General features: G+C 45.5%; 23 protein-coding genes and 1 tRNA gene. 13 read left to right on the forward strand and 11 right to left on the reverse strand.

Features of this window, described 5'->3' with window-relative positions; translation table 11 throughout:
- Window positions 1-15 precede the first annotated feature (15 nt).
- The gene (gene clpB, locus NNC77_RS04115; RefSeq protein WP_254970163.1) at window positions 16-2,532 is read right to left on the reverse strand and encodes an ATP-dependent chaperone ClpB; all 2,517 of its coding nucleotides are present in this window, start codon (window positions 2,530-2,532) and stop codon (window positions 16-18) included.
- 487 nt (window positions 2,533-3,019) lie between these two features.
- On the opposite strand from clpB, the gene NNC77_RS04120 reads away from it, so the two are divergent.
- From NNC77_RS04120 to rodA, 6 genes are all read left to right on the forward strand, one after another.
- Window positions 3,020-3,613, forward strand: coding sequence for a phosphoribosylaminoimidazolecarboxamide formyltransferase/IMP cyclohydrolase (locus tag NNC77_RS04120; protein ID WP_006847876.1), 594 nt, complete (start codon window positions 3,020-3,022; stop codon window positions 3,611-3,613).
- Window positions 3,614-3,790: 177 nt separating this feature from the next.
- Window positions 3,791-4,813, forward strand: a complete 1,023-nt coding sequence (locus NNC77_RS04125; protein WP_006847875.1) for a rod shape-determining protein — start codon at window positions 3,791-3,793, stop codon at window positions 4,811-4,813.
- 31 nt (window positions 4,814-4,844) lie between these two features.
- Window positions 4,845-5,717, forward strand: coding sequence for a rod shape-determining protein MreC (mreC, locus tag NNC77_RS04130; RefSeq protein WP_218459593.1), 873 nt, complete (start codon window positions 4,845-4,847; stop codon window positions 5,715-5,717).
- A gap of 29 nt (window positions 5,718-5,746) precedes the next feature.
- A complete protein-coding gene (gene mreD / locus NNC77_RS04135) occupies window positions 5,747-6,244 on the forward strand; it encodes a rod shape-determining protein MreD (RefSeq protein ID WP_022120425.1) in 498 nt (165 codons plus the stop codon).
- Between the two features lie 63 nt (window positions 6,245-6,307).
- Window positions 6,308-8,158, forward strand: a complete 1,851-nt coding sequence (mrdA, locus tag NNC77_RS04140) for a penicillin-binding protein 2 (protein ID WP_118151608.1) — start codon at window positions 6,308-6,310, stop codon at window positions 8,156-8,158.
- A 38-nt stretch (window positions 8,159-8,196) separates the two neighbouring features.
- Complete coding sequence (rodA, locus tag NNC77_RS04145) at window positions 8,197-9,660, forward strand: rod shape-determining protein RodA (protein ID WP_218459594.1); 1,464 nt, start codon at window positions 8,197-8,199, stop codon at window positions 9,658-9,660.
- A 44-nt stretch (window positions 9,661-9,704) separates the two neighbouring features.
- Here rodA and NNC77_RS04150 read toward each other — a convergent pair whose 3' ends face one another.
- The 4 genes from NNC77_RS04150 to NNC77_RS04165 all read right to left on the reverse strand — a co-directional run bounded on the left by NNC77_RS04150 (window position 9,705) and on the right by NNC77_RS04165 (window position 13,818).
- The gene (locus tag NNC77_RS04150; RefSeq protein ID WP_022120428.1) at window positions 9,705-10,187 is read right to left on the reverse strand and encodes a gliding motility lipoprotein GldH; all 483 of its coding nucleotides are present in this window, start codon (window positions 10,185-10,187) and stop codon (window positions 9,705-9,707) included.
- A 20-nt stretch (window positions 10,188-10,207) separates the two neighbouring features.
- Window positions 10,208-11,647: a regulatory iron-sulfur-containing complex subunit RicT gene (gene ricT / locus NNC77_RS04155; protein WP_254970162.1), complete on the reverse strand. Its 1,440-nt coding sequence runs from the start codon at window positions 11,645-11,647 to the stop codon at window positions 10,208-10,210.
- A gap of 101 nt (window positions 11,648-11,748) precedes the next feature.
- Entirely contained in the window at window positions 11,749-12,861 is a 1,113-nt protein-coding gene (locus tag NNC77_RS04160) for an ATP-binding protein (protein ID WP_254970161.1), read from the reverse strand.
- Window positions 12,862-13,818, reverse strand: a complete 957-nt coding sequence (locus NNC77_RS04165) for a methylenetetrahydrofolate reductase (protein ID WP_117727839.1) — start codon at window positions 13,816-13,818, stop codon at window positions 12,862-12,864. It lies immediately after the preceding gene.
- Between the two features lie 206 nt (window positions 13,819-14,024).
- Between NNC77_RS04165 and xylE the strand changes: the two genes are divergently transcribed.
- From xylE to NNC77_RS04190, 5 genes are all read left to right on the forward strand, one after another.
- A complete protein-coding gene (gene xylE / locus NNC77_RS04170) occupies window positions 14,025-15,476 on the forward strand; it encodes a D-xylose transporter XylE (protein ID WP_117693998.1) in 1,452 nt (483 codons plus the stop codon).
- 949 nt (window positions 15,477-16,425) lie between these two features.
- Window positions 16,426-17,010, forward strand: a complete 585-nt coding sequence (locus NNC77_RS04175) for an HU family DNA-binding protein (protein ID WP_181975300.1) — start codon at window positions 16,426-16,428, stop codon at window positions 17,008-17,010.
- A 25-nt stretch (window positions 17,011-17,035) separates the two neighbouring features.
- Window positions 17,036-17,140 (forward strand): smalltalk protein, encoded by a 105-nt coding sequence (locus tag NNC77_RS04180; RefSeq protein ID WP_022120813.1) that lies wholly within the window; start codon window positions 17,036-17,038, stop codon window positions 17,138-17,140.
- Between the two features lie 10 nt (window positions 17,141-17,150).
- Window positions 17,151-17,579: an N-acetylmuramoyl-L-alanine amidase gene (locus NNC77_RS04185; protein WP_118064333.1), complete on the forward strand. Its 429-nt coding sequence runs from the start codon at window positions 17,151-17,153 to the stop codon at window positions 17,577-17,579.
- A 235-nt stretch (window positions 17,580-17,814) separates the two neighbouring features.
- Window positions 17,815-18,774 (forward strand): Rpn family recombination-promoting nuclease/putative transposase, encoded by a 960-nt coding sequence (locus NNC77_RS04190; RefSeq protein ID WP_254970160.1) that lies wholly within the window; start codon window positions 17,815-17,817, stop codon window positions 18,772-18,774.
- 162 nt (window positions 18,775-18,936) lie between these two features.
- Here the strand turns inward: NNC77_RS04190 and NNC77_RS04195 are convergent, their stop codons facing one another.
- From NNC77_RS04195 to NNC77_RS04210, 4 genes are all read right to left on the reverse strand, one after another.
- Window positions 18,937-20,454 carry a fimbrillin family protein gene (locus NNC77_RS04195; protein ID WP_254970159.1) on the reverse strand — a complete coding sequence of 506 codons (1,518 nt, stop codon included), beginning with the start codon at window positions 20,452-20,454 and terminating at the stop codon, window positions 18,937-18,939.
- Window positions 20,455-20,465: 11 nt separating this feature from the next.
- Window positions 20,466-21,455, reverse strand: coding sequence for a fimbrillin family protein (locus NNC77_RS04200; RefSeq protein WP_254970158.1), 990 nt, complete (start codon window positions 21,453-21,455; stop codon window positions 20,466-20,468).
- Window positions 21,456-21,487: 32 nt separating this feature from the next.
- Window positions 21,488-22,399, reverse strand: a complete 912-nt coding sequence (locus NNC77_RS04205) for a fimbrillin family protein (protein WP_254970157.1) — start codon at window positions 22,397-22,399, stop codon at window positions 21,488-21,490.
- A gap of 61 nt (window positions 22,400-22,460) precedes the next feature.
- On the reverse strand, window positions 22,461-23,339 hold the full coding sequence (locus tag NNC77_RS04210; protein ID WP_254986860.1) for a FimB/Mfa2 family fimbrial subunit: 879 nt from the start codon (window positions 23,337-23,339) through the stop codon (window positions 22,461-22,463).
- Between the two features lie 483 nt (window positions 23,340-23,822).
- Here NNC77_RS04210 and NNC77_RS04215 point away from each other — a divergent pair, with 483 nt between their 5' ends.
- The gene (locus tag NNC77_RS04215) at window positions 23,823-24,062 is read left to right on the forward strand and encodes a hypothetical protein (RefSeq protein WP_254970155.1); all 240 of its coding nucleotides are present in this window, start codon (window positions 23,823-23,825) and stop codon (window positions 24,060-24,062) included.
- Between the two features lie 381 nt (window positions 24,063-24,443).
- On the opposite strand, the gene NNC77_RS04220 is transcribed toward NNC77_RS04215, so the two are convergent.
- Window positions 24,444-25,106: a DUF4840 domain-containing protein gene (locus NNC77_RS04220; protein ID WP_254970154.1), complete on the reverse strand. Its 663-nt coding sequence runs from the start codon at window positions 25,104-25,106 to the stop codon at window positions 24,444-24,446.
- Window positions 25,107-25,403: 297 nt separating this feature from the next.
- Between NNC77_RS04220 and NNC77_RS04225 the strand changes: the two genes are divergently transcribed.
- Window positions 25,404-26,201, forward strand: coding sequence for a DNA/RNA non-specific endonuclease (locus NNC77_RS04225; RefSeq protein WP_254970153.1), 798 nt, complete (start codon window positions 25,404-25,406; stop codon window positions 26,199-26,201).
- Between the two features lie 83 nt (window positions 26,202-26,284).
- Here the strand turns inward: NNC77_RS04225 and NNC77_RS04230 are convergent.
- A tRNA-Lys gene (locus NNC77_RS04230) sits at window positions 26,285-26,357 on the reverse strand.
- Window positions 26,358-26,375 lie beyond the last annotated feature (18 nt).

Below are 26,375 nucleotides of genomic sequence, written 5' to 3' on the forward strand. Positions count from 1 at the left end.
GGTTATCTGCTGGAATTATTGGTTTTTGAAGACCAATCCATCTGCATCTGTATGATCGATGGTAATTGGCTTCTCTCTACTAACCTCTTCTGCAAGAATCTTCTTACTCAAGTCGTTTAATACATAATCCTGGATAGCACGCTTTACAGGACGGGCACCAAACTCAGGATCGTATCCAACCTTTGCCAGATTCTGGATAGCTGCAGGAGTCCAGCGAAGTTCAAAGCCCTGAGGCTCCAACATCTTCTTTACTCGCTTCATCTGAAGTTCTACAACCTCGGCAATCTGCTCCTGGGTCAACGGCTTGAAGGTAATGATATCATCAATACGGTTCAGGAACTCAGGACGGAAAGTCTTACGCAACATCTCACGACTTGCGTTGGAAGTCATGATGATGATGGTGTTCTTGAAGTTGACTACACGCCCCTTGTTGTCTGTCAGACGGCCATCGTCCAATACCTGCAACAGGGTGTTGAAGACATCTGGGTGAGCCTTCTCTATCTCATCGAAGAGAACCACGCTGTATGGTTTGCGGCGTACAGCCTCGGTCAACTGACCACCCTCATCGTATCCTACATACCCCGGAGGCGCTCCAATCAAACGGGTGACACTGAACTTTTCCTGATACTCACTCATATCAATTCTCGTCATCATCGACTCGTCGTTGAAGAGATATTCTGCTAAAGCCTTGGCAAGTTCCGTCTTACCTACACCGGTAGTACCGAGGAAGATGAAACTGGCGATAGGACGCTTAGGATCCTGCAAACCGGCACGGCTGCGGCGAACGGCATCACTTACTGCGGTGATAGCCTCATCCTGTCCGATGACTCTCTTGTGGAGTTCTTCCTCCAGATGGAGCAGTTTCTCACGCTCGCTCTGCATCATACGGCTTACTGGTATTCCGGTCCAGCGGCTTACAACCTCAGCGATATCATCAGCAGTAACTTCCTCTCTGACCATCGCTGCGCCACCCTGTGTACTCTTCAGCTGCTCCTGAATCTTCTTGATGTCATCCTCGAGCGCTTTCAGTTTAGAATAGCGGATTTCAGCTACGCGTTCGTAATTGCCTTCGCGCTCCATGCGTTCAGCCTCAAACTTCAGGTTTTCTATCTCCTGCTTATCCTGCTGAATCTTGTTGACGAGTGCTTTTTCGCCTTCCCATTTAGCACGGAAGTCATGCTCCTGATCCTTCAATTCTGCAATTTCCTTATCCAACTGCTGAATCTTAGGCTGGTCATTCTCGCGCTTGATGGCCTCACGTTCAATCTCCAACTGCTTCAAGTGGCGGGTAATCTCATCCAGTTCTTCTGGTACAGAGTCACGCTCCATTCTCAGTTTGGCTGCTGCCTCATCCATCAGGTCGATAGCCTTATCAGGGAGGAATCTGTCAGAGATGTATCTCTCTGATAACTTGACGGCTGCGATGCAGGCATCATCCTGAATACGTACCTTATGATGGTTCTCGTAGCGCTCCTTGATACCACGGAGGATACTGATGGCGTCTACCTCGTCAGGTTCATTGACCATGACGGTCTGGAAACGGCGTTCCAGCGCCTTATCCTTCTCGAAGTACTTCTGATACTCGTTGAGGGTAGTAGCACCGATGGCTCTCAGTTCACCACGAGCCAGGGCTGGCTTCAGAATGTTGGCTGCATCCATGGCACCTTCGCCACCGCCAGCACCTACCAGCGTGTGAATCTCATCGATGAAGAGGATAATCTGGCCGTTGGCGTTGGTTACCTCTTTGATGACGCTCTTCAGACGCTCCTCGAACTCACCCTTATATTTGGCACCGGCTACCAGTGCACCCATATCGAGAGAATAGAGTTGCTTGTTCTTCAGATTCTCCGGTACATCGCCACGCACGATACGCTCGGCAAGACCTTCTACGATGGCGGTCTTACCTGTACCAGGCTCACCTATCAGAATAGGGTTGTTCTTGGTTCTTCGTGACAGAATCTGGAGTACTCTTCTGATTTCCTCATCACGTCCGATAACTGGGTCCAGCTTGCCACTTCTTGCCTGTTCTACAAGGTTTTTCGCATATTTCTCCAAGCTCTGATAGTTATCATCAGCGCTTTGTGATTTTACGTTCTGTCCCTGTCTCAGTGCCTGAATGGCAGCGAGCATATCTTTGGCATTTGCACCAGCATCCTTCAGAATACGTGCAGCAGTAGAGTTGCCCTGTACGATAGCCAACAGGATAGGTTCTACGCTAACGAACTCGTCGCCCATTTTCTTGGCGGTATCCTCGGCATTCATCAGTATTTGGTTAGTCTCGTTGCTGAGGTACGGCTGACCGCCGCCCTGCACACGAGGCAGATGTTGCATCTCCTGACGCAAGAGCATGGCGATTTGCTGTCCGTTCATGCCCAACTTCTGGAAGATGTAGTTGGTCACATCGGTAGCCTTTTCAAGGATACCGCTAAGCAGATGCACCGGTTCGATGGTTTGCTGACCATTTCGCTGCGCAATGTTTACGGCTTCCTGTACCGCCTCCTGCGCCTTGATTGTAAATTTGTCGAATGTCATATTAATATCTCCTTTCTTATATTATATATTCATATTTGTGTTATTTGGATGAGCGCCGGAATCTCCTCTTCGGAAACCTCCCGGTGCGTTCCTCCCATCCTTTAGCGAAACTTATGCCTATTCGTTGAAAATCAGTGGTTTACTGACAATCTGTCTTGTTTTGGGTAGATAAAAGATAGAAATAAGAGATATTTTCGGACAGAATGACAGAAGAAGGCGGTTTGAGTACGGGCTGAAGTCCCAAATGCTCCAGAAGCAGCACGCCCTGAAGACTCAGGTTCCTTTCAGGGCGTGTGGGGCTTACTGGCGAAGTTCAGTACGCGAAGAAATGATAGAATTAGAATTCGCTCAGATTGCTTATTTCTTGATTTCTCTCAATTATCTTTTAAATATCCTTTAAATAATGCTATTTTATGGGGGGAAATGTTGTGTAATCAAAATAATCTTCGTACCTTTGCACCATCATAAATTATAATTTATAAGTTCAATGGCTGAAACAAAGAAAATCAAGACAGCGTTGGTGTCTGTCTTCCACAAGGATGGCTTGGACGAATTGCTCGCCAAGTTGAATGAAGAGGGTGTAAAGTTCCTGAGTACTGGTGGTACCCAGAAGTTTATCGAATCTTTGGGTTATGAATGCGAGAAAGTTGAGGAGGTCACTACCTATCCATCTATCTTGGGTGGTCGCGTAAAGACTCTTCATCCTAAAATATTTGGAGGTATCTTGGCTCGCCGTGACAACGAGGGTGACCAGGAGCAGATGAAGGAATACGAAATCCCTTCTATCGATCTCGTCATCGTAGACTTGTATCCTTTCGAACAGACTGTAGCTAGCGGCGCTAGCGATGCTGATATCATCGAGAAAATCGATATTGGCGGTATCTCTTTGATCCGTGCAGGTGCCAAAAACTTCAAGGACGTGGTGATCGTTCCTAGCAAGGCAGAATACGGCGTTTTGCTCGATATCCTGAAGAAGAAGGGTGCTGAGACAGATATCGAAGACCGCAAGATGTTTGCAGAGCGTGCATTCGGTGTAAGCTCTCACTACGATACTGCAATCCATGCTTGGTTTGCTAAGTAAACTCTCGGAAAAATAAAGTAGTTAAGGAGTTAAGAAGTGGAAGAAGTCAGGACAAGTGTCTGCGGGGATTCCATCCCCGGTATATGACAGACTGTTGCCGTGGCTTCTATGCTCCTTTAACTCCTTAACTCCTTAAATAAAAAGAAAATTTTAAGCTTAAAATAATTTAGAAACGAAATGGGATTTTTTTCATTTATTCAGGAAATCGCAATGGACTTGGGTACAGCCAATACCATCATTATCAGTGATGATAAGATTGTAGTGGATGAACCTTCTGTTGTAGCCCTTGACCGCCGCACCGACAAGATGATTGCTGTGGGCGAGAAGGCTAAGATGATGTACGAGAAGACTCATGATAATATCCGTACTATCAGACCATTGCGTGATGGCGTGATTGCCGACTTTACTGCCTGTGAGCAGATGATGCGTGGATTGATTAAGATGGTTCATACTGGTAGCCGTCTCTTCTCTCCTTCACTCCGTATGGTAATCGGTGTACCTTCTGGTTCTACCGAGGTTGAGCTTCGTGCTGTGCGCGACTCTGCCGAGCATGCCGACGGACGTGATGTATATTTGATTTTTGAGCCAATGGCAGCCGCTATCGGTATCGGTATCGATGTTGAGGCTCCAGAGGGTAATATGATTGTTGATATAGGTGGTGGTTCTACCGAAATCGCTGTCATCTCATTGGGTGGTATCGTATCGAACAACTCAATCCGTACAGCCGGTGACGACCTTACAGCCGATATCCAGGAATATATGAGCCGTCAGCACAACGTGAAGGTTTCTGAGCGTATGGCTGAGCGTATCAAGATTCATGTGGGTTCAGCTCTGACCGATCTGGGTGATGAGGCTCCAGAAGATTTCATCGTACATGGTCCTAACCGTATTACAGCGTTGCCTATGGAGGTGCCTGTATGCTACCAGGAGATTGCTCACTGTCTGGATAAGACCGTGGCAAAGATTGAGAACGCTGTGCTCTCAGCATTGGAGAACACACCTCCTGAGCTCTATGCCGATATCGTGAAGAATGGTATCTGGCTCTCTGGTGGTGGTGCTTTGCTCCGCGGTCTCGACAAGCGTTTGCAGGATAAGATCAATATCCCATTCCACATCGCAGAAGATCCATTGCACAGTGTTGCCAAGGGTGCTGGTATTGCGTTGAAGAATGTAGACCGTTTCTCATTCTTGATGAGATAATCAGAACTTATTCTAATAGTAAGAATAAAGTATGCGCAACCTTTTAGAGTTTTTAGCGAAATACAACCATTGGTTTGTCTTCCTGATTCTTGAGGTGGTGAGTATGGTGCTGTTGTTTCAGTATAACAGCTATCAGGGCAGTGCCTGGTTCTCCTCGGCTAATGCCGTAACGGGTAAGTTGTATGAATGGGATGCGAATGTAGAAACATTCTTCTCACTTACCAAGGTGAACCAGGAACTGACACAGCGCAATGCGTATCTCGAACAGGAGGTGCAGAAACTTTCCGACAGTCTCGTGTGCGTGACCAAGGATAGCAGCATCTACCATCGTGACCAGTTTGCATTGCTGAGAAACTATCGTCTGATTCCGGCTAAGGTGGTGGCGAATAGTATCGATAAACCCGGCAACCTGATGACAATTGACAAGGGTAGCGCGGATGGCATCCACAAGGATATGGGTGTAATCAGCGGTACGGGTGTAGTGGGTATCGTGTATCTGGTGGCAGAACATTACGCTATCGTGATTCCGGTATTGAACACGAAGTCGAACATCAGTTGTATGATTCAGAATAGAGGCTATTTTGGCTATCTGCGCTGGAAGGGTGGTGTGTCTGACCTTGCCTATCTGGAAGAGGTGCCACGTCATGCTCACTTTAAATTGGGTGACTATGTGGTAACGAGTGGCTATTCTGCTGTATTCCCTCCTGGAGTGAGAGTAGGCAGGATATTGCACGTGTTCAACTCCGCCGATGGACTGTCGTATCGCGTACAACTTCGCCTCTCTACCGATTTTGCCCGTCTGCGTGATGTATGTGTAATTGATGATGCCGCCATGAAAGAGCGGTTGGAGATTATGCGTGCAGCACAGGATAGCATCGAAACAAATGGAGACAATAATCAATAATGACGTATAGTAAGAGGATATAAAAAGCAATGAGTATAGATTTAGTGAAAAGACTAGCTACCTTTGTGGTGCTCGTGCTGGTACAGGGATTGGTGTTTAATCATATTCATCTATTCAATTGTGCCACCCCCTTGCTGTATATCATTATGGTACTGCATTTCCGCCGCAACCATCCTAAATGGGCGGTGTTATTGTGGTGCTTTATGATGGGGCTTTGTGTGGACGTATTTGCCAATACGCCAGGTGTTGCAGCAGCTTCGATGACTGCCGTAGGACTGCTACAACCTTATTTGTTTGAACTTTTCGTACCGCGTGACAGCGCCGACGATCTGGAACCGTCCATGCGTTCTATCGGCGTAGGTGCATATTGCTGGTACGTATTCTTCATCATTCTCGTTTATAATCTATTGTTCTTTACACTCGAAACATTCAATTTCTTTAATTGGGTTCACTGGTTGGAATGTATAGGCGGAAGTACGGTTATCACTTATATATTGGTGATGGCGACAGAAAGTTTCAGGAAATAAGATTCCGGATAAGTGATGAGAGAGAAAAGAACACGATTTTTAGTTTGCTATATATAATAAGGTATGTTGGATTACAATCTTGAAAAACGTAGATTCGTTATCAGTGGAGTGGCCATAGCTATTGTGGTCATTTACATGATTCGTCTGTTTACGCTTCAGATTATGAGCGACGACTACAAGAAGAATGCCGACAGTAATGCCTTCTTGAAGCATATTGAGTTTCCCGCCCGTGGTGCCATTTACGACCGTAATGGTAAGCTGCTGGTGTATAATCAGCCGTCTTACGATCTGATGGTGGTCATGAACGAGGAGAGCGGCAGGCTTGATACGATGGATTTCTGTAATTCGCTGGGTATCACGAAAGAGTTTTTTATCAAGCGAATGAACGATATCAAGGACCGCTCTAAGAACCCGGGCTATTCGCGCTATACCCAGCAGCTCTTTATGGGACAGCTGAGCGACCGGGATTTCAGTGTGTTCCAGGAGAAGATGTTCCGGTTCCCCGGTTTCTATGTCCAGAAACGTACCGTCAGAGAATATACCTACCCTTATGCAGCCCATGTGCTGGGTGATGTGGGTGAGGTTTCGCAAAGCGATATTGAAGATGATGACTACTATCAGGCTGGCGACTATATCGGAAAACTGGGTATCGAGAAGTTTTATGAGAAGCAGCTGCGTGGTGAGAAGGGTGTGAAGATCATGCTGAGAGATGCCCACGGAAGAATACAGGGTAGCTATCAGAATGGTAAACTCGATCAGAAACCTGTGGCAGGAAAGGACTTGACGCTGGGATTGGATGTCAAGTTGCAAGCCTTGGGCGAACGTCTGCTCCAGGGTAAAATCGGCAGTATCGTTGCCATCGACCCCAGAACGGGCGATGTGCTGGCTATGGTTTCTTCTCCTTCTTACGATCCAAGACGTCTGGTGGGTAGAAACCGCGGCAAGATGCACAAGTGGCTCTCGCATAATCCTTGGAAACCGCTCCTGAACCGTAGTATTCAGGGTCAGTATCCTCCGGGTTCTACCTTTAAGACCAGTCAGGCGCTGACCTATCTTACTGAAGGTATCATCACACCGGGAACAGCATTCCCATGTAATCATGGTTTCTCTTATAAGGGTCTGCATGTGGGCTGTCATGGTCACCCGTCGCCTATTTCGCTGGTTGATGCCATCAGTACCTCTTGTAACGGTTACTTCTGTTGGGGTCTTTACTATATGATAGGTAACCGCAAGAAGTATGGCAGCGTACAGAATGCGATGACCGTATGGAAAAATTATATGGTGAGCATGGGATTCGGCTATAAGTTGGGCATCGACTTGCCTGGCGAGAAACGCGGTCTGATTCCGAATGCACAGTTCTATGATAAGGCTTACAATGGTTCATGGAACGGACTGACGGTAATCAGTATTTCTATCGGTCAGGGTGAGGTTAACCTTACGCCGTTGCAGATAGCCAACCTGGGTGCTACCATTGCCAACAGGGGATACTATTATGTGCCTCATGTAGTGAGAAAGGTGAAGGGCGAACCGCTTGATACGCTCTATACCCGACGCCATTATACCAAGGCTTCCCGACGGGCTTACAACTATGTGGTAGCCGGTATGAGAAGTTCGGCGCTGAAGGGAACCTGTAAGCTGCTCGGCCGCTACGATTTCGAAGCTTGCGGCAAGACGGGTACCGCACAGAACCGTGGCCACGACCACTCTGTATTCATGGGCTTTGCTCCGATGAACAACCCGAAGATTGCCATTGCCGTGTATGTAGAGAATGGTGGTTGGGGTGCTGACTATGGTGTGCCTATCGGCGGTCTGATGATGGAACAGTATCTCAAGGGTAAGTTATCTCCTGATTCTGAGCGCAGGGCTGCAGAGATGCAGGCTCGTAGAATCGCCTACGGATTAAGCAGTAGATAGTTTTCAGTTAACAGTTTATAGTTGATAGTTTATAGATTATGATCGATAATAAACAACCTAGTGTGCTTGCTTCACTTGACTGGTGGACGATAGGTATTTATCTGGCACTCCTCATCTTCGGATGGGTGAGCGTCTGTGGAGCCAGCTATAACTATGGTGACAACGAGATATTCAGTCTGGGTGCCCGCTCGGGTATGCAGATTATATGGATTGGCACATCCATAGCACTGGGATTGGTAATCCTGCTGCTTGATGACCGGTTTTACGATACCTTCTCGTATGTCATCTATGGTGTCCTGATACTCTTGCTCTTTGCTACGATATTCAATCCGCATAGCATCAAGGGTTCCCACTCCTGGCTGGTGTTGGGACCGCTCCGACTGCAACCGGCTGAGTTTGGTAAGTTTGCTACGGCTCTGGCGGTAGCCAAGTTTATGTCAAGCTATGGTTTCAGTATGCAGAACCTGAAGCATTTCATGGCAGCCGTAGGCATTATCGTTCTGCCGATGCTCTGTATCGTAGGTCAGCGCGAAACGGGTTCTGCCCTGGTTTATCTTTCATTCTTCCTCATGCTTTACCGCGAAGGAATGCCGGGTGCCATTCTCTTTACCGGCGTGTCGATGGTGGCTTACTTCGTAGTGGGTGTGAAGTATGAGAACGTGATGATGTGGGATACCTATACTTCTGTAGGTAAGTTTGTCGTGCTTCTGCTGGTGCAGATTTTTACGGCTGGCATGGTGAACTCCTATACGGGCGACAGGAAACAGGCACTGATGATCCTTTCCTATTCGGTAGGCATTACGCTGCTCTTCGTGCTCTTTTCTACCTATGTCATTCCGTTCGACATTGTGTGGATCCAGCTCTTCCTGTGTGCTATGCTCATCGGATTCCTGGTTTATCAGGGACTGAGAACCCGGTTCCGGAATTACTTCCTCATCTCCATCTTTTCGTTGGGAAGTATCGCTTTCTTCTATTCTGCCGATTATGTGCTGAATCATGTGATGGAACCTCATCAGAGAGTGCGTATCAACGTACTGCTGGGACTGGATGAAGATTTGGCTGGTGCGGGATATAACGTGCATCAGAGTGAGATTGCCATTGGTTCCGGCGGACTTCAGGGCAAAGGTTTCCTCAATGGAACGCAGACCAAACTGAAGTTCGTGCCTGAGCAGGATACAGACTTTATCTTCTGTACGGTAGGCGAGGAGGAAGGTTTCCTCGGTTCGGCAGGCGTGCTGCTGCTTTTCCTGGCTTTGATATTGCGGTTGATGCATCTGGCTGAGCGGCAACCTTATAAATTCGGGCGTATCTACGGCTATTGTGTCCTGTCGGTATTCCTCTTCCACCTGTTTATTAATGTGGGAATGGTGCTGGGTTTAACACCGGTTATCGGTATTCCGCTGCCGTTCTTCAGTTATGGTGGCAGTTCGTTATGGGGATTTACCATCCTTCTTTTCATCTTCTTGAGAATTGATGCGGGAAGGAACTTAGTGAGAAGTTAAAAAAAAGAGTGAACAGATTGTTGATGAATCTGTTCACTCTTTTTTTATTGTATCTTGGAAATCTTGATGCCGATGTCACTCACACCGGGCAGGATTTCTCTTTTCATATCATGTCTGATGGCTACGTGTATGGAATCGCCCTGATGCATCTGATAGATGTTGATAGGGAAGTTATACTGATAGTAGCTGATACCCTGTCCTTTGCTCACGCCGTTGTTGTCAATCAGCTGGCAGTTTACCGTATCTATCTTGCATTCGCCTGGTATCTTTCTGTTTCGGTGATAAACCGTCTGTTCTACGATGAGCGTAAGTCCCATGAACGGATAGGCACCTGTAATGCGAAGTCCTAGGCTTTGTTTGTAATGCCCAGGCTCGAGTAGAGGTGATACTTCGAATGATAGGGTGTCGTTCTTCTCCCATCCTGCAATCGGTGTATGGGCATACTCATCGTATACAGTCGAACCGCTGCAGGCAGAGAGAATGTGAACGATCGCTGTCAAAACGATGAAATAAACAGTCTTTTTCATCTTTTTCTAGCTCCTATTCTTTATTCTTGTGGGGCATTGTTGCCTTGTGGTTTGTTACCACCTTGTGGGGCATTATTGCCCTGTGGCTTGTTGCCATTCTGAGGGGCATTATTGCCATTCTGTGGCTTGTTTCCACCCTGTGGCTTGTTGCCATTCTGCGGCTTGTTGCCCTTGTTAGGTCGTCTGTCGTTTCTTGGCTGGCGGTTGTCACCCTTAGGATGATTGCCCTGATTACGGTTGTCGCGGCGCTGGTTGTTTGGCTTGCCTTCATTCTTCTGAGGTTTGTTGTCGCCATTCTGCGCACGGTTCTCGTTCTTCTGAGGCTTGTTGTCTCCCTCCTGCTGGCGAGGTCCCTTGTTCTTATTGTTCTTCTTCTTCTTTTTCTTAGCCTTGTCAAAGCGGCTCAAATCTGCTTCGGCAAGCAGGTCGACTGGCTTGGCTACAGGTTTTGCCTTACCGTCTTCCAGCAGACTCAATGGCTTCTCGCCCTGACGGTTCATTTCGATGATAGCCTTGGCACGCTCGATGCTGATGGTTTCGAGGTTGGAAGCAAGGTTCTTGTCAGAAGAGTAGGTGATAAGGCCAGCCAGGATATCCACCTTGAACTGATGGAAATCACCGTCGGCAGTCTGCAGTACGGCATCCTTAGGAGGCAACTTTCTGCTAGCCTCTACATAGCTGTCTACCTCGTAGTTGAGACAGCACTTCAGTTTGGCGCACATACCGGCAAGTTTCTGAGGATTCAGAGAGATATCCTGGTAGCGTGCTGCATTGGTGCTAACGCTGATGAAGTTCTTCATCCAGGTAGCGCAGCAGAGTTCTCTGCCGCAAGGACCCGTTCCACCGATGCGGCCTGCTTCCTGTCGTGCACCGATCTGTTTCATCTCAATGCGCACATGGAAGGTATCGGCAAGAACCTTGATGAGCTGGCGGAAGTCCACACGTTCGTCAGCGATGTAATAGAAGATAGCCTTGTTGCCGTCTCCCTGATATTCTACATCACCTATTTTCATCTTCAGTCCTAGATCTTTGGCTATCTGGCGGCTCTGGATCATGGTGCCGTGTTCACGGCTCTTAGCCTCCTTGCATTTGTCAAGATCCACCTGTTTGGCGATACGGTAGATACGCTTGATATCATCCTGCGACTTGAGGTTTGCCTTCTTAATCTGGAGTTTTACCAGTCTTCCGGTCAGCGTAACCACACCGATGTCGTGACCCGGGTTAGCCTCTACCGCCACTATATCGCCCTTCTTCAGGTCGAGGTTATTCACATTGTGGTAATATCCCTTACGGGTATTCTTGAACTGTACCTCCACGAGGTCAGTACTTTCAGCATTGCCGGGTACATCGGCAAGCCAGTCGTATGTGTTGAGCTGTCTGTCCTGTCTTCCTACGCCCTTAGCGCACAGACCACGGTCGCAGCCGTTACACATCCTGAATTTCATATTTTTGTAATCCACGATCGTCTAATTTATAATGTATAATTTATAATGTACAATGAATAATGACCGGCATCTGCCCCGTTATTCATTTGAATTCTTCACTCTTCACTTTTCTCTTTTCACTTCCTAAGCAGGAGGACGATGATTTTGAGCGCCATATCGAAGAAAACGATTTTGGCATTGGCATTTTGCGAAATCATGCGCTTGCTGTCTTCGAAGAGGTTGGAGATGTCAATGATGTTTGCCTCGTTGATGAAGCGGGCAAAGTTCTTGGCAAAGTTCTCCTCATCCTGCGTCATGTAGCTCAGTTCCGGATTCTGGAAGTTGTACATGAAACTTTCTCTGAGCATGTGCATGAAGTAGTCGAGCATGCGTTTCTGCTTTTCTCTTCCGAAGGTGGCAATCACATCGGTCCACTTCTTGAGGTCACCTATCTTGCGCATGTAAGCCAGTCGCATCAGCATGATGAACATGTCGAGATGCTGCCGGTTTTCGTTTCCAGCATCCAGTTCTTCGAGTGCGAGGTTCCAGTTGCCGTTGGCGATACGGGCTATGCGGTGTGCCATGTTTGGCTCCAGCGCTCTCCGTTCCGTCAGCGCTTTTTCCATCTCAGCGGTTTCTATCTTCTTGAAGTCGATACGCTGTGTACGGCTTCTGATGGTTTCGAGCAGCAGTTCCGGATTCTCGCTTACCAGCAGGAACACCGTCTGGCGAGGCGGCTCCTCCAGCAGTTTCAGTATCTTGTTGGCACTCTGGATGTTCATACGTTCCGGGAGCCATATCAGACTTATCTTATATCCGCCCTGACTCGACATCATCATCAGTTCGTGAGAGATGGCATCGGTTTCTTCGGCAGTGATGATAGCCTGTTTGTTATAGTCGGCATCCGTCTTGCCCATCTTCAGCATCCAGTCGCTAATCTGGATGTAGGGACCTTTAGAAAGCAGCAGCTCTCTCCATTCCTTGATGAAGTCGAGGCTCACCGGTTTGTGTTCGCTGCCCATATTGGCGGTCTTGATGGTAGGAAAGGTGAAGTGGAGGTCCGGATGTTCCCATTTCCTGAGCATCGGTGAATCGCCCAGAAGATAGCTGGCAAAAGCCAGTGCCATCGCCAGTTTGCCGCAACCCTGCGGGCCGCAGAACATCAGCGCATGGGGCAAACGGTTCTCCTGAACCATCTCCATGAGACGGTTCCATATTTCTTGCTGACCTATAACTTCATTTCTTTGCATTTAAAACAGAATTTTTGCTATTTGCTTGACGCTGTCTACAGCCGATACGGTGAAGAAGTGAACATTGTTATAACCATGTTCGAAGAGATCTTGCACCTGAGCGGTGGTCCACTCGATACCGAGCTGCTTGGCATCATCGTCAGTTTTACATTTCAATACCTCCTGTGCGAGTTCTTCAGGAATATCGCAGTGGAAGGTTTTCGGCACTACAGTGAGCTGGCTCAACTTGGCGAAAGGCTTGATGGCAGGAATGATAGGAATGGTTACGCCTATCTGCCGAGCCTTTTCAACGAAAGCATAGAACTTCTCGTTGTCGTAGAAGAGTTGGGTAACGGCATACGCAGCGCCCAACTGTTGTTTCTCCAGCAGATGCTGCATATCCATTTCGAGGTTTGGCGCCTCTTCATGCTTCTCCGGATAGCAGGCTACACCGCAGCAGAACTTGTCGCCCGGGTGCTTGATGGGTGTGCCGTCAAAGAAGAAACCGTCATTAAACTGATTCACCTGCTTCAGGAGGTCGGTGGCATGGGCATGACCGTTCTCGGTTGGTGTAAACTGCCGGTCTTCTTTCGCCTTGTCTCCTCGCAGAACGAGAATGTTGCTGATGCCCAGAAACTGGAGGTCGAGCAGTTCGTACTCGATGTCTTCCTTCGTAGCACCGCTGCAGATAATATGAGGGATGACAGGTATGTCGTACTTGTTCTGTATAGCGCCTGCGATGGCCACAGTGCCCGGGCGGCGGCGCACACGCTGGCGAGTGAGGAGACCGTTTTCCAGTTCCTTGTATACATACTCGCTATGGTGCGTAGTGATGTTGATAAAGCGAGGACCAAACTCGCTCAGCGCATCGATGGTACGGAAGAGTGCTGCTGTTCCGTTACCTTTCAGCGGAGGTAAAACCTCGAACGAAAAGCCTCGCTTATCGCCCTGCTGATGTAGAAAATCTGCTATGTTCATATTACCTAAATTCTATGTTTCTTCTTATTTTGGTGCAAATTTACAAAAAAAATAGGGGAAAACCGCATGTTGAACGTAATATTTATAAAGAAAAAACGTATATTATTAGGTGGAGATTGATTTTTGGCATGAAAAAAGAAGATTTCCTGCCGGTAAATGCTACGCTATTCTACAGAAAAGTGATTAAAATTTAAACCTAAAAAATAATGGAACAAAAACAAACAGGCTCTAGAGCCTATCTTATTTCAATTGTGATGGTAGCCGTTTTGGGCGGCTTGCTTTTCGGTTATGATACCGCGGTAATCTCGGGAGCCGAGAAGGGTTTGCAGGCATTCTTCATGGGTGCTGAGGATTTCACCTATACCGATTTCTGGCATGGATTCACTTCTTCCAGTGCTCTGATTGGTTGTATCATCGGTTCGGCGCTTTCGGGTGTGCTGGCTTCTAACTGGGGCCGTAAGCGTTCGCTGATCTTTGCGGGTGTGATGTTCTTCATCTCTGCATGGGGATCTATGTGTCCGGAGTCTTTGGTGTTGCCAAAGGGCGAACCTAATCTTACGCTTCTCATCGTGTTCAACCTCTATCGTGTGATTGGCGGTATCGGTGTGGGTCTGGCATCTGCTGTGTGCCCGATGTATATCGGTGAGATTGCGCCTAGCAACATCCGTGGTATGTTGGTCAGCTGGAACCAGTTTGCTATCATCTTCGGTCAGCTGGTGGTTTATTTCGTCAACTTCTTCATTCTTGGCGATCATATTGCTCCTGCTATCCAGAGTGTGGGTAACGGTATGAACCAGATTCTGAATGGTGGCGAGGCTGCCTGGGCTATCGAAACCGGATGGCGCTATATGTTTGGTTCTGAGATGGTTCCTGCGGGTTTGTTTGCTCTGCTTATCTGCTTTGTTCCTGAGACTCCCCGTTATCTTGCCATGGTTGGTCAGGATGCGAAGGCTGAGCGTATCCTGGCTCGCATCAATGGTGCTGAGGAGGCTAAGAAGATTTTGGATGACATCAAGAATACGGTTACTGAGAAGAAGGAGAAACTGCTTACTTACGGTGTGCTCTGTATCTTCGTAGGTGTGATGCTCTCTGTATTCCAGCAGGCTGTAGGTATCAATGCCGTGCTTTATTATGCTCCTCGTATCTATGAGGCTATGGGCTTTGACAATCCGATGGTATTGACCGTATTCAATGGTATCGTGAACCTCGGTTTCACCTGTGTAGCCATCTTTACGGTAGAGAAGTTGGGACGTAAACCTTTGCTCATTACCGGTTCTCTGGGCATGGCATTGGGTGCCATCGGTGTAGCCATCACCTTCGGTAATCCTAATCTGCAGTTGTTGTGCATGGTATCCATCATGGTTTACTCTGCATCATTCATGTTCTCTTGGGGACCAATCTGCTGGGTACTTATTGCCGAGGTATTCCCTAATACGATTCGTGGTGCTGCCGTAGCGATTGCCGTAGCCTTCCAGTGGATTTTCAACTGGATTGTTTCTACCTCTTTCGTTCCGATGGCTAACAGCCTGGGCTATTGGTTCACCTATGGCCTGTATGGTGTTATCTGTATCCTCGCTGCCATCTTTGTATGGAAGCTCGTTCCTGAGACCAAGGGTAAGACACTGGAGGATATGACCAAGCTTTGGAAGAAAAACTAAGTTCTTATTCTGTGAAATATCTAGACCGCCAGGCGTAGAAAGAAACGCCTGGCGGTTTTTCTTTATGCCCCCGGCTCGTCAGCTTAATCCATACCATGATATGATTTAATTTTTCCATTTTCGTTTTTCTCTTTAAATTGTTAGTGGCCTACCGATTGGGGCAAGCTTGGTGTCCTTCATCGGGAGGAGAATCACATTCTCCGCGCTTTCATGTTGCAAAAGTAATGTTTATTTCAGACTTATGCAATTTTTTGAAGAGAAAAAATGCATTTTAATAGCTGATTTGTTGAAAAAAATCTTTTTCCTCCCGTATTACGTATAATGTAAAAAATGTAAACGTATATATATAATATACTTGGTATAATGTAGGGAAGAAAAACTAGCACCTAACTATCTGATATTCAATATCTTGTATTTTTAAGATTCGCCCTGGTAGTCATTGGGGCATATCAGAAGGCACATGATTGGCTCTGATGGTACCTATTATTGGCCCTGGTAGTCATCAAAAAAGGATAATTCTCTCTGGTAGTCATTGCCCACCCAAATGAGGTAAAAAAATGATGTTCTTCCGTTTACCAACTGATGTGGCTGCGTCGGGTTAAGGATATGGCTGAACTGGGTTACGCAGACGGCTGGATTCGCTTACTCAGACGGCTGGACTCGCTGATTGAGCCACTTGAGTAATCTGACAAAGCCACTTGAGTAAGCTGATTGAGCCACTTGAGTAAGTTAACTGAGCCACTTGAGTAAGTTAACTGAGCCACTTGAATATTCTGCAGCATACGCTTGCGTGCAAAAGTATACATAATTGAGCCAAATAGAGCACAACTGGTACTTATCGTACCAAAGTGGACAAGTGGGGCACCGCCGATGTTGTATCTTTGTATCAGCATTCGGGAAGAGACCGGTGCACAACATGATTATTCACAATTTTAAAATTTTATGTATTATGGCAATTAATTACAGTTTAGTAAAGCTTGCGTCAAAATTTGGTGACAAAGCAGGAGTTCCTCTTTTCTACGCCCGTGCTCAGATGAAAGACTCCATTTCGCTCAAGAAGTTCGCGAAGTTGATCTCTATGCAGACCACTGTATCCTATGCGGATGTAACAGCCGTTCTGGTCAGTATGCAGGAGAACATGATCATCGAGTTGCAGCGAGGCAACCAGATTGATTTCGGCGAGTTGGGCAAGTTCCGCCTCCAGCTTACCAGTGAGGGTGCTGCAACCGCAGCCGAATTTAAGAGCGACATCAACATCAAGGGTGTGAACATCCAGTTTATCCCGGGCAGCGATCTTGCCAACATCTTCGTAGGTATGGAGTTTGAGCAGGTTGCATCACGTGCCGTACAGAAGGCTGCCCTCAAGGCTGAGAAGGAGGGTGCCAAGACCCTCGACATCGAGGAGGCTAAGAAAAAGCCTGCCAAGGACAATGCTCCTTCTGGCGGCGATACCACGGGTGGCAACACCTCTGGCGAACAGACTGGCGGCACGGGTAGCACTGGCAACGGTGACACAGGAGACGGATTAGAATAATTAACCTTTTAAAACAGAATAGATTATGACAGAAAAGAACAAGCAGAAATGGAATGAGATTCTCAAGTTTGCAGTAACCGTACTGACAGCTCTCCTCGGGGCGTTGGGCGTTTCGGCAGGTGGACTTTAGAGTGATGCCTATGAGAGACATCGATATGATAGTGGTGCATTGCAGCGGTAGCCGCTGCGATCACCGTTATACGATGAAGATGCTGCGCTACGACCATGTTCATAACAACGGCTGGACTGACATCGGCTACCATTTCTACATCACGCTGGATGGAGTGGTTCATGCCTGTCGCCCGGTAGAGCGTATGGGCTCTCATGCCATCGGTTACAATGCGCACAGCATAGGCATCTGTTACGAGGGTGGTCTTTCGCCATCGGGCTGCATCAGCGACACCCGCACTCCTGAGCAGAAGGAGTCGATGAAGCATCTGATTCAGGATCTTCACCACCGTTTTCCGGGCATCCGTACCATCCTGGGTCATCGCGATTTGCCTGGCGTTCAGAAAGCCTGTCCGTGTTTTGATGCCACGAAGCTCCAGTACCTCCTGGATGCTTCCTGATTCTCTCCCATTAAGAGGGTTTTTCAAGAGCAGAATCCCTCTGATTTTATTTAACAAGTTAGGGCGCATCCCAATCCGATGCGCCCTTTTTCTTTGTCGCCATATTTCTTTCATTCAACACTCAACATTCAACATTCAACACTCACCATTCTCTAACTTTTTCCGAAACTTTTCCTAGAAAACTCTTGCGGGTTTGAAAATAAAGTCGTAACTTTGCGCTAGCATTTTAATATAGATGATTATGAAGCAGGTAGAAGAAAGATACATCAGCTTGTTGACCGACTTCGGTTTCAAGCGAATTTTTGGAACAGCGATGAACAAGGATTTGCTCATTTGCTTTCTCAACAGCTTGTTTAATGGCAAACAGGTTGTGAAGGACGTGTCGTATCTGAACCCGGAGCATGTGGGAGATGTATATACCGACCGCAGAGCCATCTTTGATGTATATTGTGAGGGCGAAAACGGCGAGAAGTTCATCGTAGAAATGCAGAATGCCTACCAGACGTATTTCAAGGATCGTGCCCTTTTCTACTCAACCTTCCCTATCCGTGAACAGGCACCAAAGGGGAATGAATGGGATTTCAAGCTCAATCATATCTATACCGTTGCCCTGCTCAACTTCAACATGAACGAGGATGCATTCGACAAGGAGAAAATCCGCCATCATGTGCAGTTGTGCGACACTGCTACCCACAAAGTATTTTACGACAAACTAGAATATATCTATGTAGAGATTTCCAAGTTCAACAAATCCCTGGAAGAATTGGATACACTCTACGAGAAGTGGCTCTATGCACTGAAGAATCTCTATAAGCTTACCCAGCGCCCTAAAGAACTGTGCGATAAAGTCTTCGACCGTCTCTTTGAGGAAGCCGAGATAGCCAAGTTTACTCCGCAGGAAATGAGGGAGTACGAGACCAGCAAGATGGCATATCGCGACATCAAGAATTCCGTAGACACCGCTAAGCGTGAAGGTATAGCTGAGGGTAAGGAAATTGGTATGAAGGAAGGTATGGAGAAAGGTAGAGAAGAAGGCAGAGCTGAAGGCAGAGCTGAAGGCAGAGCTGAAGGCATGAACCTGCGAAGCCTTGAAATTGCCAGGAAGATGCTGGCAAAGGGTATGGATGAAGCGTCTATCATGGATATGACGGGGCTGACGGCAGAGGAGATAAAGCTGCTGAAAGCGGAGATGTAGATTACGAATATCACCATATAACCAAGGGTCTATACGCCACCTGTTCTTCGTGGCATATAGACCCTTGTCGTTTCCCGTGAGGTGCGGGGGGATATAATTGCTGGGCAACTTATACTCCTGCCCAGCTTAGGAGTTTATCTAATGTTATTAATTTCTAAATTGTTATTGAGGATATGTATTACGTCCACATTTTATGGATTTGAATATTTTTCCAAGAAATTGTCGTTGTTTATGATCCGGAGAATCTGCATACTTCTCAGATTCATCAGATTGCCACGCATCAATATCTTTTTTTGTCATAACCTTTTGATCTTCTGACAAAGTTAAATCTACACCTTCAGTAGGTACAACATCAAAGATACTGAAACCTGCAGCGGAAATATTACCTAATGTCACCGATCTTAGCCTATGACAATCGGCAAAGGCAAGGTCACTTATAGATGAAACTCTCGGAGCATAGATTGTTTCAAGACCATTACACCCATGAAAAGCAAACGACTCTATACTCTTTACATTTTGCAAGCTAATTGATTTCAGCGGTTGACAATCCGAAAATGCATTAGACGGCAAAGCCTCAACTTTGTAAACAGTTAATTCTATACTGCCATCATTTGCACCTTTTAGAGCTTCTCTTATAGCATCAAACACACTCTTATCTGCATTTGCAGGCAAGGTTAGTTCTATATCAGTTTTATTTGCAGCCAAAGCATCTGCAATCGTCTTTTTAACAAACGACACATCGTCTAAAGCCTCGCCACCAGGAATCGCTTCACCAGTTTTCCAATCAGATACTGTAATTTTATCTACAACAAGTTCGTCCTTACCAATCTTTAAAAAGTACTCGTAGCTACTACCAGCTTCTGTACCTGTATGTGGAATGCGCCTAACTTCAAATTCTTGCTCACCTGTGCCATCAGGCTTTGCCACCTTTACTGTCATGAAAAGCAAATAATTATACATATCCGACACTGGCTTTGTCGGAGTAATAAGCGCATAAAACTTACCATCAGTGTGTTTGTACGCTTTCACACTAACATCTTTTGAATCAGCGGGAACAACTTCACCATCGGAATATCCATTTGTATTAGGATGGATTATTACTTCTGTCAGTTCCAACCCTTCATCCATCGTGTCTCCCCAAACATTAACATCTCTTAGGCCGACAACGATGCGCACCATTTTGCGCTCCATTTCCAAGTTCACGCCATCATTATCGGAACTACGCTTGCGGCTACCACTAAATGTCATATAGTCACCCAAAGCCAAGTCCTCTAAGCTATTGTATGCAGTAGGTAGTGTGAAGTCTGTAAAAGAAGCATCATTAGCATTTGCAGGATAAAAAGCCTTAAAATTCATCTCGTTACTATTCCAAACTAAGTGCAGACCTTTTTCTTTTGGACTCCAACTGGTACCATCATAAGAATAAGTAACGGCATCTTGGTTATCTGCAACAACAAAAATGGCATCGCCTTCATTAAACTTTGCTTGCTCAACTTCACTACCCAATGGATTGGAGCGAGAAATAAAGCCACCTGTAGCTTCATTACTTCCCACTTGGGCTGTAATGTGAACAGCATTCGAATCTTTAAGATAGCTATTTGACAAGCCATCATCTTGGCTACACGCAACAACAGATAGAGAAGCTGCAGCCACCAATATGTATTTATTTATAATTTTCATACTTCTAGTCATTAAAAGGTTTCTATATCCGACTTGTTGTCCACTTCTTCATTATTTTCGTTTTTGTGTTTTGTATTCCAAGCCTTAGATGTAACTTCTACAAGATTAGCCTGATCTTTTCCTGCTGTCAGTTGCAATGTGTATTGAGTGCCTGCTTCCAATTTAACAGCAGCATCACTGTACCAACGATAAGTTTTGCCTAAAACATTAAATTCAACACCAAAGTTTCCTGCCTCAACAGTCTGTGGAGCTAAAATCACCTCATAACAAACTTTCGCTTTTGGGGAATCATCCGTAGGCTTGGTGTAACCCGCAAGATATGGTATAATTGGCTCTGCAGAAGCGTCATCACTAACATCCGAATGTCCATCTAACCATTTTACTTTTCTCTTAGTTCCTACAATCTGCATATTATTGACAGGATTTTGCTCCTCTTCATATTGACTACCCAAAGTCAACTCTAGGGAGAGTTTTGACATTTGATGTTCCAATTTTAACTCAATAGCCTTAACCTCCATATTTTTATCTTTGTTTAAGGCATACAAATGGTCACTTGCCTTGACACTGGCATCTAAGCTTTGGTCTGCCAGAACCTCTAATTCTATAGATTTAATCTGGTTTCCGCTTTCATCCAGTTCGTATCCAGGAAATGTAGTAGAATAGAGATCGCAAGTTATATTATATCCTGCTCGAAGTAATTGAACCGTTTCAGTCTTGTTTTCAGCATTATAAGCAACCCATTGGCCATTTTCCAGTTTCATGACAACATCATACCAATATTTTTTTTGCTCTTTAAGCCCTTGTCTTATCTTAAGATAGAATTGGTTAGGTACGCTATTAGCATCATATCCTGCACGTGTTTTCATACCTGCTACAGATGCATTAATCTGCAACGGAGTATCTTTCAATGTATCTATAGCAGGTGTCAATTCTCCTTCACTTGAGCAGCTAACGAATCCAAGAGCCATTGCTGCTGCCACTAATATTTTATTTATCTTCATGACTTTATAATTTTAAATATTATACAAATTTTTTAATCTGTTTGCGCTTCACCACCATTGATGTTTTCTCCTTCGCCCCAATCAGCGATGCTTACATTGCCAAGAGTAATCTCGTCACGACCTACAATGAGATTTACTACCGTATATTTGCCACCCTCCAGTTTGATATCAGTAGGATGAGTGTAGACATATTGCTTGCCATTTATATTAACAACAATCTTGGTAATGCCTGATTGTGGTATCATGATAGACTCATATTTTTCATTTTCCTTGATTACAGGGATACTGATGTCGGTGCGAGCAGCATCTGTAGCTACAGTTACAGTCTTGGTCAAGAGATTGACAGAGGCATCAGATGCGGCATTCTTAACAACAAGGCTCTCTACGGTAGGCTTACCACCAAACTGATTGCGATATTGTAGATTGACTATCACCTTCGACATCACATGAGTAAACGCTAATGGCACCGTTTGCTGTTCATCGGCATTATAGGATATGCCATCTTTGTTGACTGCCACCAAAAGGTCGCTATCCTCCTGTTTCGCAACATCAAGCTTATATTCGCCAGCTGTAAAATCGGATATTGCTGCTGTAGGATACACACCGATGAAATAATGTTTGTCACGGTTGTTCTTCCACAGCATCTGCGGAGTTGATACCCATGAGCCGTTGGTCAACTTATTGATGGCGTTGTTCACTACACGCTCGCTTGTCTCAGGAGCAACAGTTGCATCGCCAGTCCAGGCATACACACTGATTTCATCACCCTCTTCAAAGGTTTGACCGCCATTCGCATCTGTGGCAACACGGGTCATATTGCCGATGCTGGTAGAAACGGTGATATACTTGGAGGTCTCGCCTCCGATACCATTCTCGTTGTCTGAACAGCTGCCCAATGTCAAAGCCATTGCCATCAGGGCAATGAGATAAGTCTTCTTTTTCATTGTCTTTTACTATTTTATGTTTATATTCTTGTTTTGATTCTTGCTTAAATGATAGAGCCGCTTAATCTTCCGGATTCAAGATTTCGCCTCGATACACCCAGCCTTCTGTCCAATCATCTATCTTCGTGCTCGTAAGATACATATAAGGTTTCATCTCCTCGTATTCCAAGTTTATCTGATACTTGCCTCCAGACTTCATGATGGGTGCTTCGATGTCGTAGTTGCTAACTACTCCCCCAGGAGAAATCAGTTGGATAAACAACTTGGTGGTATGAAAACCGTGGGCTGTCGGCATCAAGCGTAATGTTTCCGTTTTTAAAGTTTCGCCAGGCACTGCGATTCTCAAAGGAATATCACACTCTTCCTTGGTATAGCTTGCCGTCCCAAATGTTCCATCCTCATTCTTTTGCAGGGGAAGGAGTCCGGTTGCCACATTCAGAACCTTACCTATCATTGCAAAATTGTCAGGAACTCCTTCAATGAAGATGGTCAATTCTGCAAGTATATGTCGCATTTCATTTTTTGTTATGTAGTTGACATTTGATTTGTCTATACCGATGTCCGTGACACCATAATAGGCATGGTCGGGAGAGGCACTTGGATTGGACAATCCAAACATGAGTTGGTTCATATTGAGGGTTGCCCTTGTAGCCTCACCGATAAAAAACGGTTCTATAAGGTTGGTGGTAGCCAGAATCTGATAATGCCCTACTGGAAGAGCGAAGCGTTGGCTTGCTACCTCCTGCGCACTACCATCATGTTTTTCCTCAACTAAGGAACCGTCATCGGCATTGAATATCCAGAGCTTCACGTCATTCACTTCCGTACCTTTATCAGCTTCATCTGCCCAAGTGAGCGATACCGACAAACCACCCTCATCCTCATCAGAATGAACATCATGGTCGCAACTTGCCAAGAGGCATGGGACACATAACAGCACCCATAACCCAATATTAAATCTTCTTTTTGGAAGAATAAAAGCAAGTGCTGCGACCAGTAACCGTTCTTTTCCAGTTAAGTAATTTCTCATATTAATCTATTATGTTTTGATTATAATTTACGACATTTTAAATCTTTACTTGATACAGATTATAAAAAATCCTGGTGCAAAGTTAAGGGTTTTATATGAAAGTGGGGGGGTAATATTTGTTTTTTCAGGTATGATTTTTTGGTTTTAGGTGTCTCATTCGTGAGCAATGCGACACCTTGTTAGTATTCTTTAACGTTTTCAGACTCTATTCAAGAAGTAATTATCAACAAAGACTAATTATACGTCACCTGTTCATCGAGGCATATAGACCATTCAACACTCCACATCCAACATTCAACAATCTCTAACTTTTTCCGAAACTTTTCCCTAAAATCTCTTGTGGGTTTGAAAATAAAGTCGTAACTTTGCGCTAGCATTTTAATATAGATGATTATGAAGCAGGTAGAAGAAAGATACATCAGCTTTGAGACCAGCAAGATGGCATATCGCGACATCAAGAATTCCGTTGACACCGCTAAGCGTGAAGGTATAGAAATAGGTAGAGCAGAAGGCAAACATGAGGCCAACACAGAAACGGCACAACGTTTGCTGGCAATGGGACTTTCTGCCGAACAGGTTGCCAAAGCTACCCAGCTACCTTTGGAAATCATTAAGAATCTGAGCAATTCATAAAAAATATAATAGCGGAGATGTAGATTACGAATATCTCCATATAATCTAGGGTCTATACGCCACCTGTTCATCGTGGCATATAGATCCTTGTCGTTTTTTATTCATTTTATCCATCGTATTGAATAAAATCAGTACTTTTTTATTCAATACGAATGATTTTCAGCCATTTTCTCCCGCCATTCGGTAGGAGTACAACCAAAAGCGTTCTTTGTATATATGCAACAAGGCGCAACCTTCTCACGAAGACTGCGCCTCTAATAGTTTTCTTTTTTGTTTAATTTTTAAGAGAGTATTAACATATATATTTCTTTTAGAGTATTCTGTATCTTGTGAGAGATGTCTCTCTCTCTCGGGATAGAGTTTTCGTTTTCTTGCTTGTTCTTATTTGCCTGTCTTCTTCCATATATTGCGAACAGCGAAGGCAACTGTGCTATAGTTAGAAATGGAATTCTTTATATAGCCAGTCTGTGCACCATCCACCCAAATCTGATAGAGAGCGAACTGAAAGCCCAGCTTTCTTGGATCCTTGAGGGTGCAATAGCCGTAATAGTTCTGGTTAGGCATGAATACCAGCTGCACCTTGTGGCTCTTGTTGTCTGCGCCATAGGTCAAATTCAGCTCGATAACGTTAGGACATGCGATGTAATATGCCACTTCTGAAGTGCTTTTTGGCATCACGTTATACTTGCAGGTGATGGTTCTTGGAGCCTCATTTGCGATGGCTTGAGACAAATCCTTATTAGAGATGTGCTGTGCGATTGCAGCAATAGGGAAGTTTGAGATGCTCATAGTACTATCACCGGTCATGCTGATGCCTACAGTTGAAGCCACAGAGTCGATCTGGTTCTTGACATTGGCATCGTTCTTCTTTTCGAAGAGAACGACCATGTCGTTGTAAGAACCTATTGACATTGCCATTTGAAAATTTTTCTGTGCTTCCTTGCTCAATGGGCTGTAGCCGTTGTCGCTATCTGTGTTGCATGATGTGAAAGACAAGGCTGCCACGAAGGCTGCCAGAATAGAGAATAATGTAATCTTTTTCATTTTTTCTGCTGATGTTTATTTCTTTAATTTATTTGTCGAACAGTATTTGCAAGGATTTCTAAACCCTGCTTTTTCAAGCACGTTTTCCCGCGCTATTTCTATTAATAAACTCCCGAATTGCCGAAAACTTGCATCTGTTTTTGTTAAAAGCGGTTAAAAAGTAGGAGAATATCTGCAAGATACTGCTTTTTTGTCGGATAATCTTGGCAGAAATGATAGAAAGCACTACTTTTGTGATGCTCTTTTGAAACATTAAAGACTCAAGAATGAAAGAATAAAAATACAGGATTAGGAATTATGGAAAGAAAAAGTAGAAAAATCAAGATGTGGATGATGGCGGGATTTATCGCCTTGCTCTCATCCTTTATGTTGTCTTCGTATGAATTGCCGGTTGCTCAGGCGGATGCTCCGGGACTGGAGATTCCGGTGGTTCAGAAGAAGGCTGCTAATAGCAAGGCTTCTGGAACCATCAAGCGCCGATTCGCCTATACCGTATCTTATAACCATGGTACCCGACAGCCTAACTGGGTGGCATGGACTTTGACCCGTGCCCATGCATCGGGAAAACTGAAGCGTGGCGATTTTGAGGATGATATGGATATGCCATCACCTAAGGGTACGAAGGCAGATTATTTCAATACGGGTTTCGACAGGGGACACATGTGCCCGGCAGGCGATAACAAATGGAGTCAGCAGGCGATGGATGAATGTTTCCTGATGACCAATATGTGTCCGCAGAACCACAGTCTGAATGCGGGGGTATGGAACACGATAGAGCAGCAGTGCCGCAACTGGGCGAAGCAGTATGGCAAGGTTTATATTGTCTGCGGACCGATATTTCTGAATAAGGAGCATCGCAAGTTGGGTAAGAACAAGGTGGTAGTGCCTGATGCCTTCTTCAAGGTGGTTCTTCATACGGGCAAGAATCCGCAAGCCGTCGGCTTTATCTGCCGTAACCAGTCGCAGAAAGGCAGAAAGAAGACGGAATTCGTAAATTCAGTAGATGAAGTGGAGCGTATCACCGGCTATGATTTCTTCCCTCAGCTTCCGGATGATGTTGAGAAGAGGGTAGAGGCTAAGGCTGAAATGTTTTAAAAAGGAATTTCTGCAGTATCCAGTAATAGGATATAACAAAAAAAAGGCTTTCCGTAATGGAAAGCCTTTTTCTTGAAGATCTGTGACTCGCATGGGGCTCGAACCCATGACCCCAACATTAAAAGTGTTGTGCTCTACCAGCTGAGCTAGCGAGTCAATCTTCTGCTTTATGTT

The organism is Segatella copri (assembly GCF_024330485.1).
GTDB classification, from domain to species: domain Bacteria; phylum Bacteroidota; class Bacteroidia; order Bacteroidales; family Bacteroidaceae; genus Prevotella; species Prevotella copri_L.

Excerpts from the sequence above, each read along its gene's own strand:
- mreC (WP_218459593.1), top strand. The coding sequence starts at position 4,845 with ATGCGCAACCTTTTAGAGTTTTTAGCGAAATACAACCATTGGTTTGTC.
- NNC77_RS04150 (WP_022120428.1), bottom strand. The coding sequence starts at position 10,187 with ATGAAAAAGACTGTTTATTTCATCGTTTTGACAGCGATCGTTCACATT.
- NNC77_RS04120 (WP_006847876.1), top strand. The coding sequence starts at position 3,020 with ATGGCTGAAACAAAGAAAATCAAGACAGCGTTGGTGTCTGTCTTCCAC.
- clpB (WP_254970163.1), bottom strand. The coding sequence starts at position 2,532 with ATGACATTCGACAAATTTACAATCAAGGCGCAGGAGGCGGTACAGGAA.
- NNC77_RS04175 (WP_181975300.1), top strand. The coding sequence starts at position 16,426 with ATGGCAATTAATTACAGTTTAGTAAAGCTTGCGTCAAAATTTGGTGAC.
- NNC77_RS04195 (WP_254970159.1), bottom strand. The coding sequence starts at position 20,454 with ATGAAAATTATAAATAAATACATATTGGTGGCTGCAGCTTCTCTATCT.
- mrdA (WP_118151608.1), top strand. The coding sequence starts at position 6,308 with ATGTTGGATTACAATCTTGAAAAACGTAGATTCGTTATCAGTGGAGTG.
- NNC77_RS04165 (WP_117727839.1), bottom strand. The coding sequence starts at position 13,818 with ATGAACATAGCAGATTTTCTACATCAGCAGGGCGATAAGCGAGGCTTT.
- NNC77_RS04180 (WP_022120813.1), top strand. The coding sequence starts at position 17,036 with ATGACAGAAAAGAACAAGCAGAAATGGAATGAGATTCTCAAGTTTGCA.
- NNC77_RS04220 (WP_254970154.1), bottom strand. The coding sequence starts at position 25,106 with ATGAAAAAGATTACATTATTCTCTATTCTGGCAGCCTTCGTGGCAGCC.
- NNC77_RS04215 (WP_254970155.1), top strand. The coding sequence starts at position 23,823 with ATGAAGCAGGTAGAAGAAAGATACATCAGCTTTGAGACCAGCAAGATG.
- xylE (WP_117693998.1), top strand. The coding sequence starts at position 14,025 with ATGGAACAAAAACAAACAGGCTCTAGAGCCTATCTTATTTCAATTGTG.
- mreD (WP_022120425.1), top strand. The coding sequence starts at position 5,747 with ATGAGTATAGATTTAGTGAAAAGACTAGCTACCTTTGTGGTGCTCGTG.
- NNC77_RS04225 (WP_254970153.1), top strand. The coding sequence starts at position 25,404 with ATGGAAAGAAAAAGTAGAAAAATCAAGATGTGGATGATGGCGGGATTT.
- NNC77_RS04185 (WP_118064333.1), top strand. The coding sequence starts at position 17,151 with ATGAGAGACATCGATATGATAGTGGTGCATTGCAGCGGTAGCCGCTGC.
- NNC77_RS04205 (WP_254970157.1), bottom strand. The coding sequence starts at position 22,399 with ATGAAAAAGAAGACTTATCTCATTGCCCTGATGGCAATGGCTTTGACA.
- NNC77_RS04160 (WP_254970161.1), bottom strand. The coding sequence starts at position 12,861 with ATGCAAAGAAATGAAGTTATAGGTCAGCAAGAAATATGGAACCGTCTC.
- rodA (WP_218459594.1), top strand. The coding sequence starts at position 8,197 with ATGATCGATAATAAACAACCTAGTGTGCTTGCTTCACTTGACTGGTGG.
- NNC77_RS04200 (WP_254970158.1), bottom strand. The coding sequence starts at position 21,455 with ATGAAGATAAATAAAATATTAGTGGCAGCAGCAATGGCTCTTGGATTC.
- NNC77_RS04190 (WP_254970160.1), top strand. The coding sequence starts at position 17,815 with ATGATTATGAAGCAGGTAGAAGAAAGATACATCAGCTTGTTGACCGAC.
- NNC77_RS04125 (WP_006847875.1), top strand. The coding sequence starts at position 3,791 with ATGGGATTTTTTTCATTTATTCAGGAAATCGCAATGGACTTGGGTACA.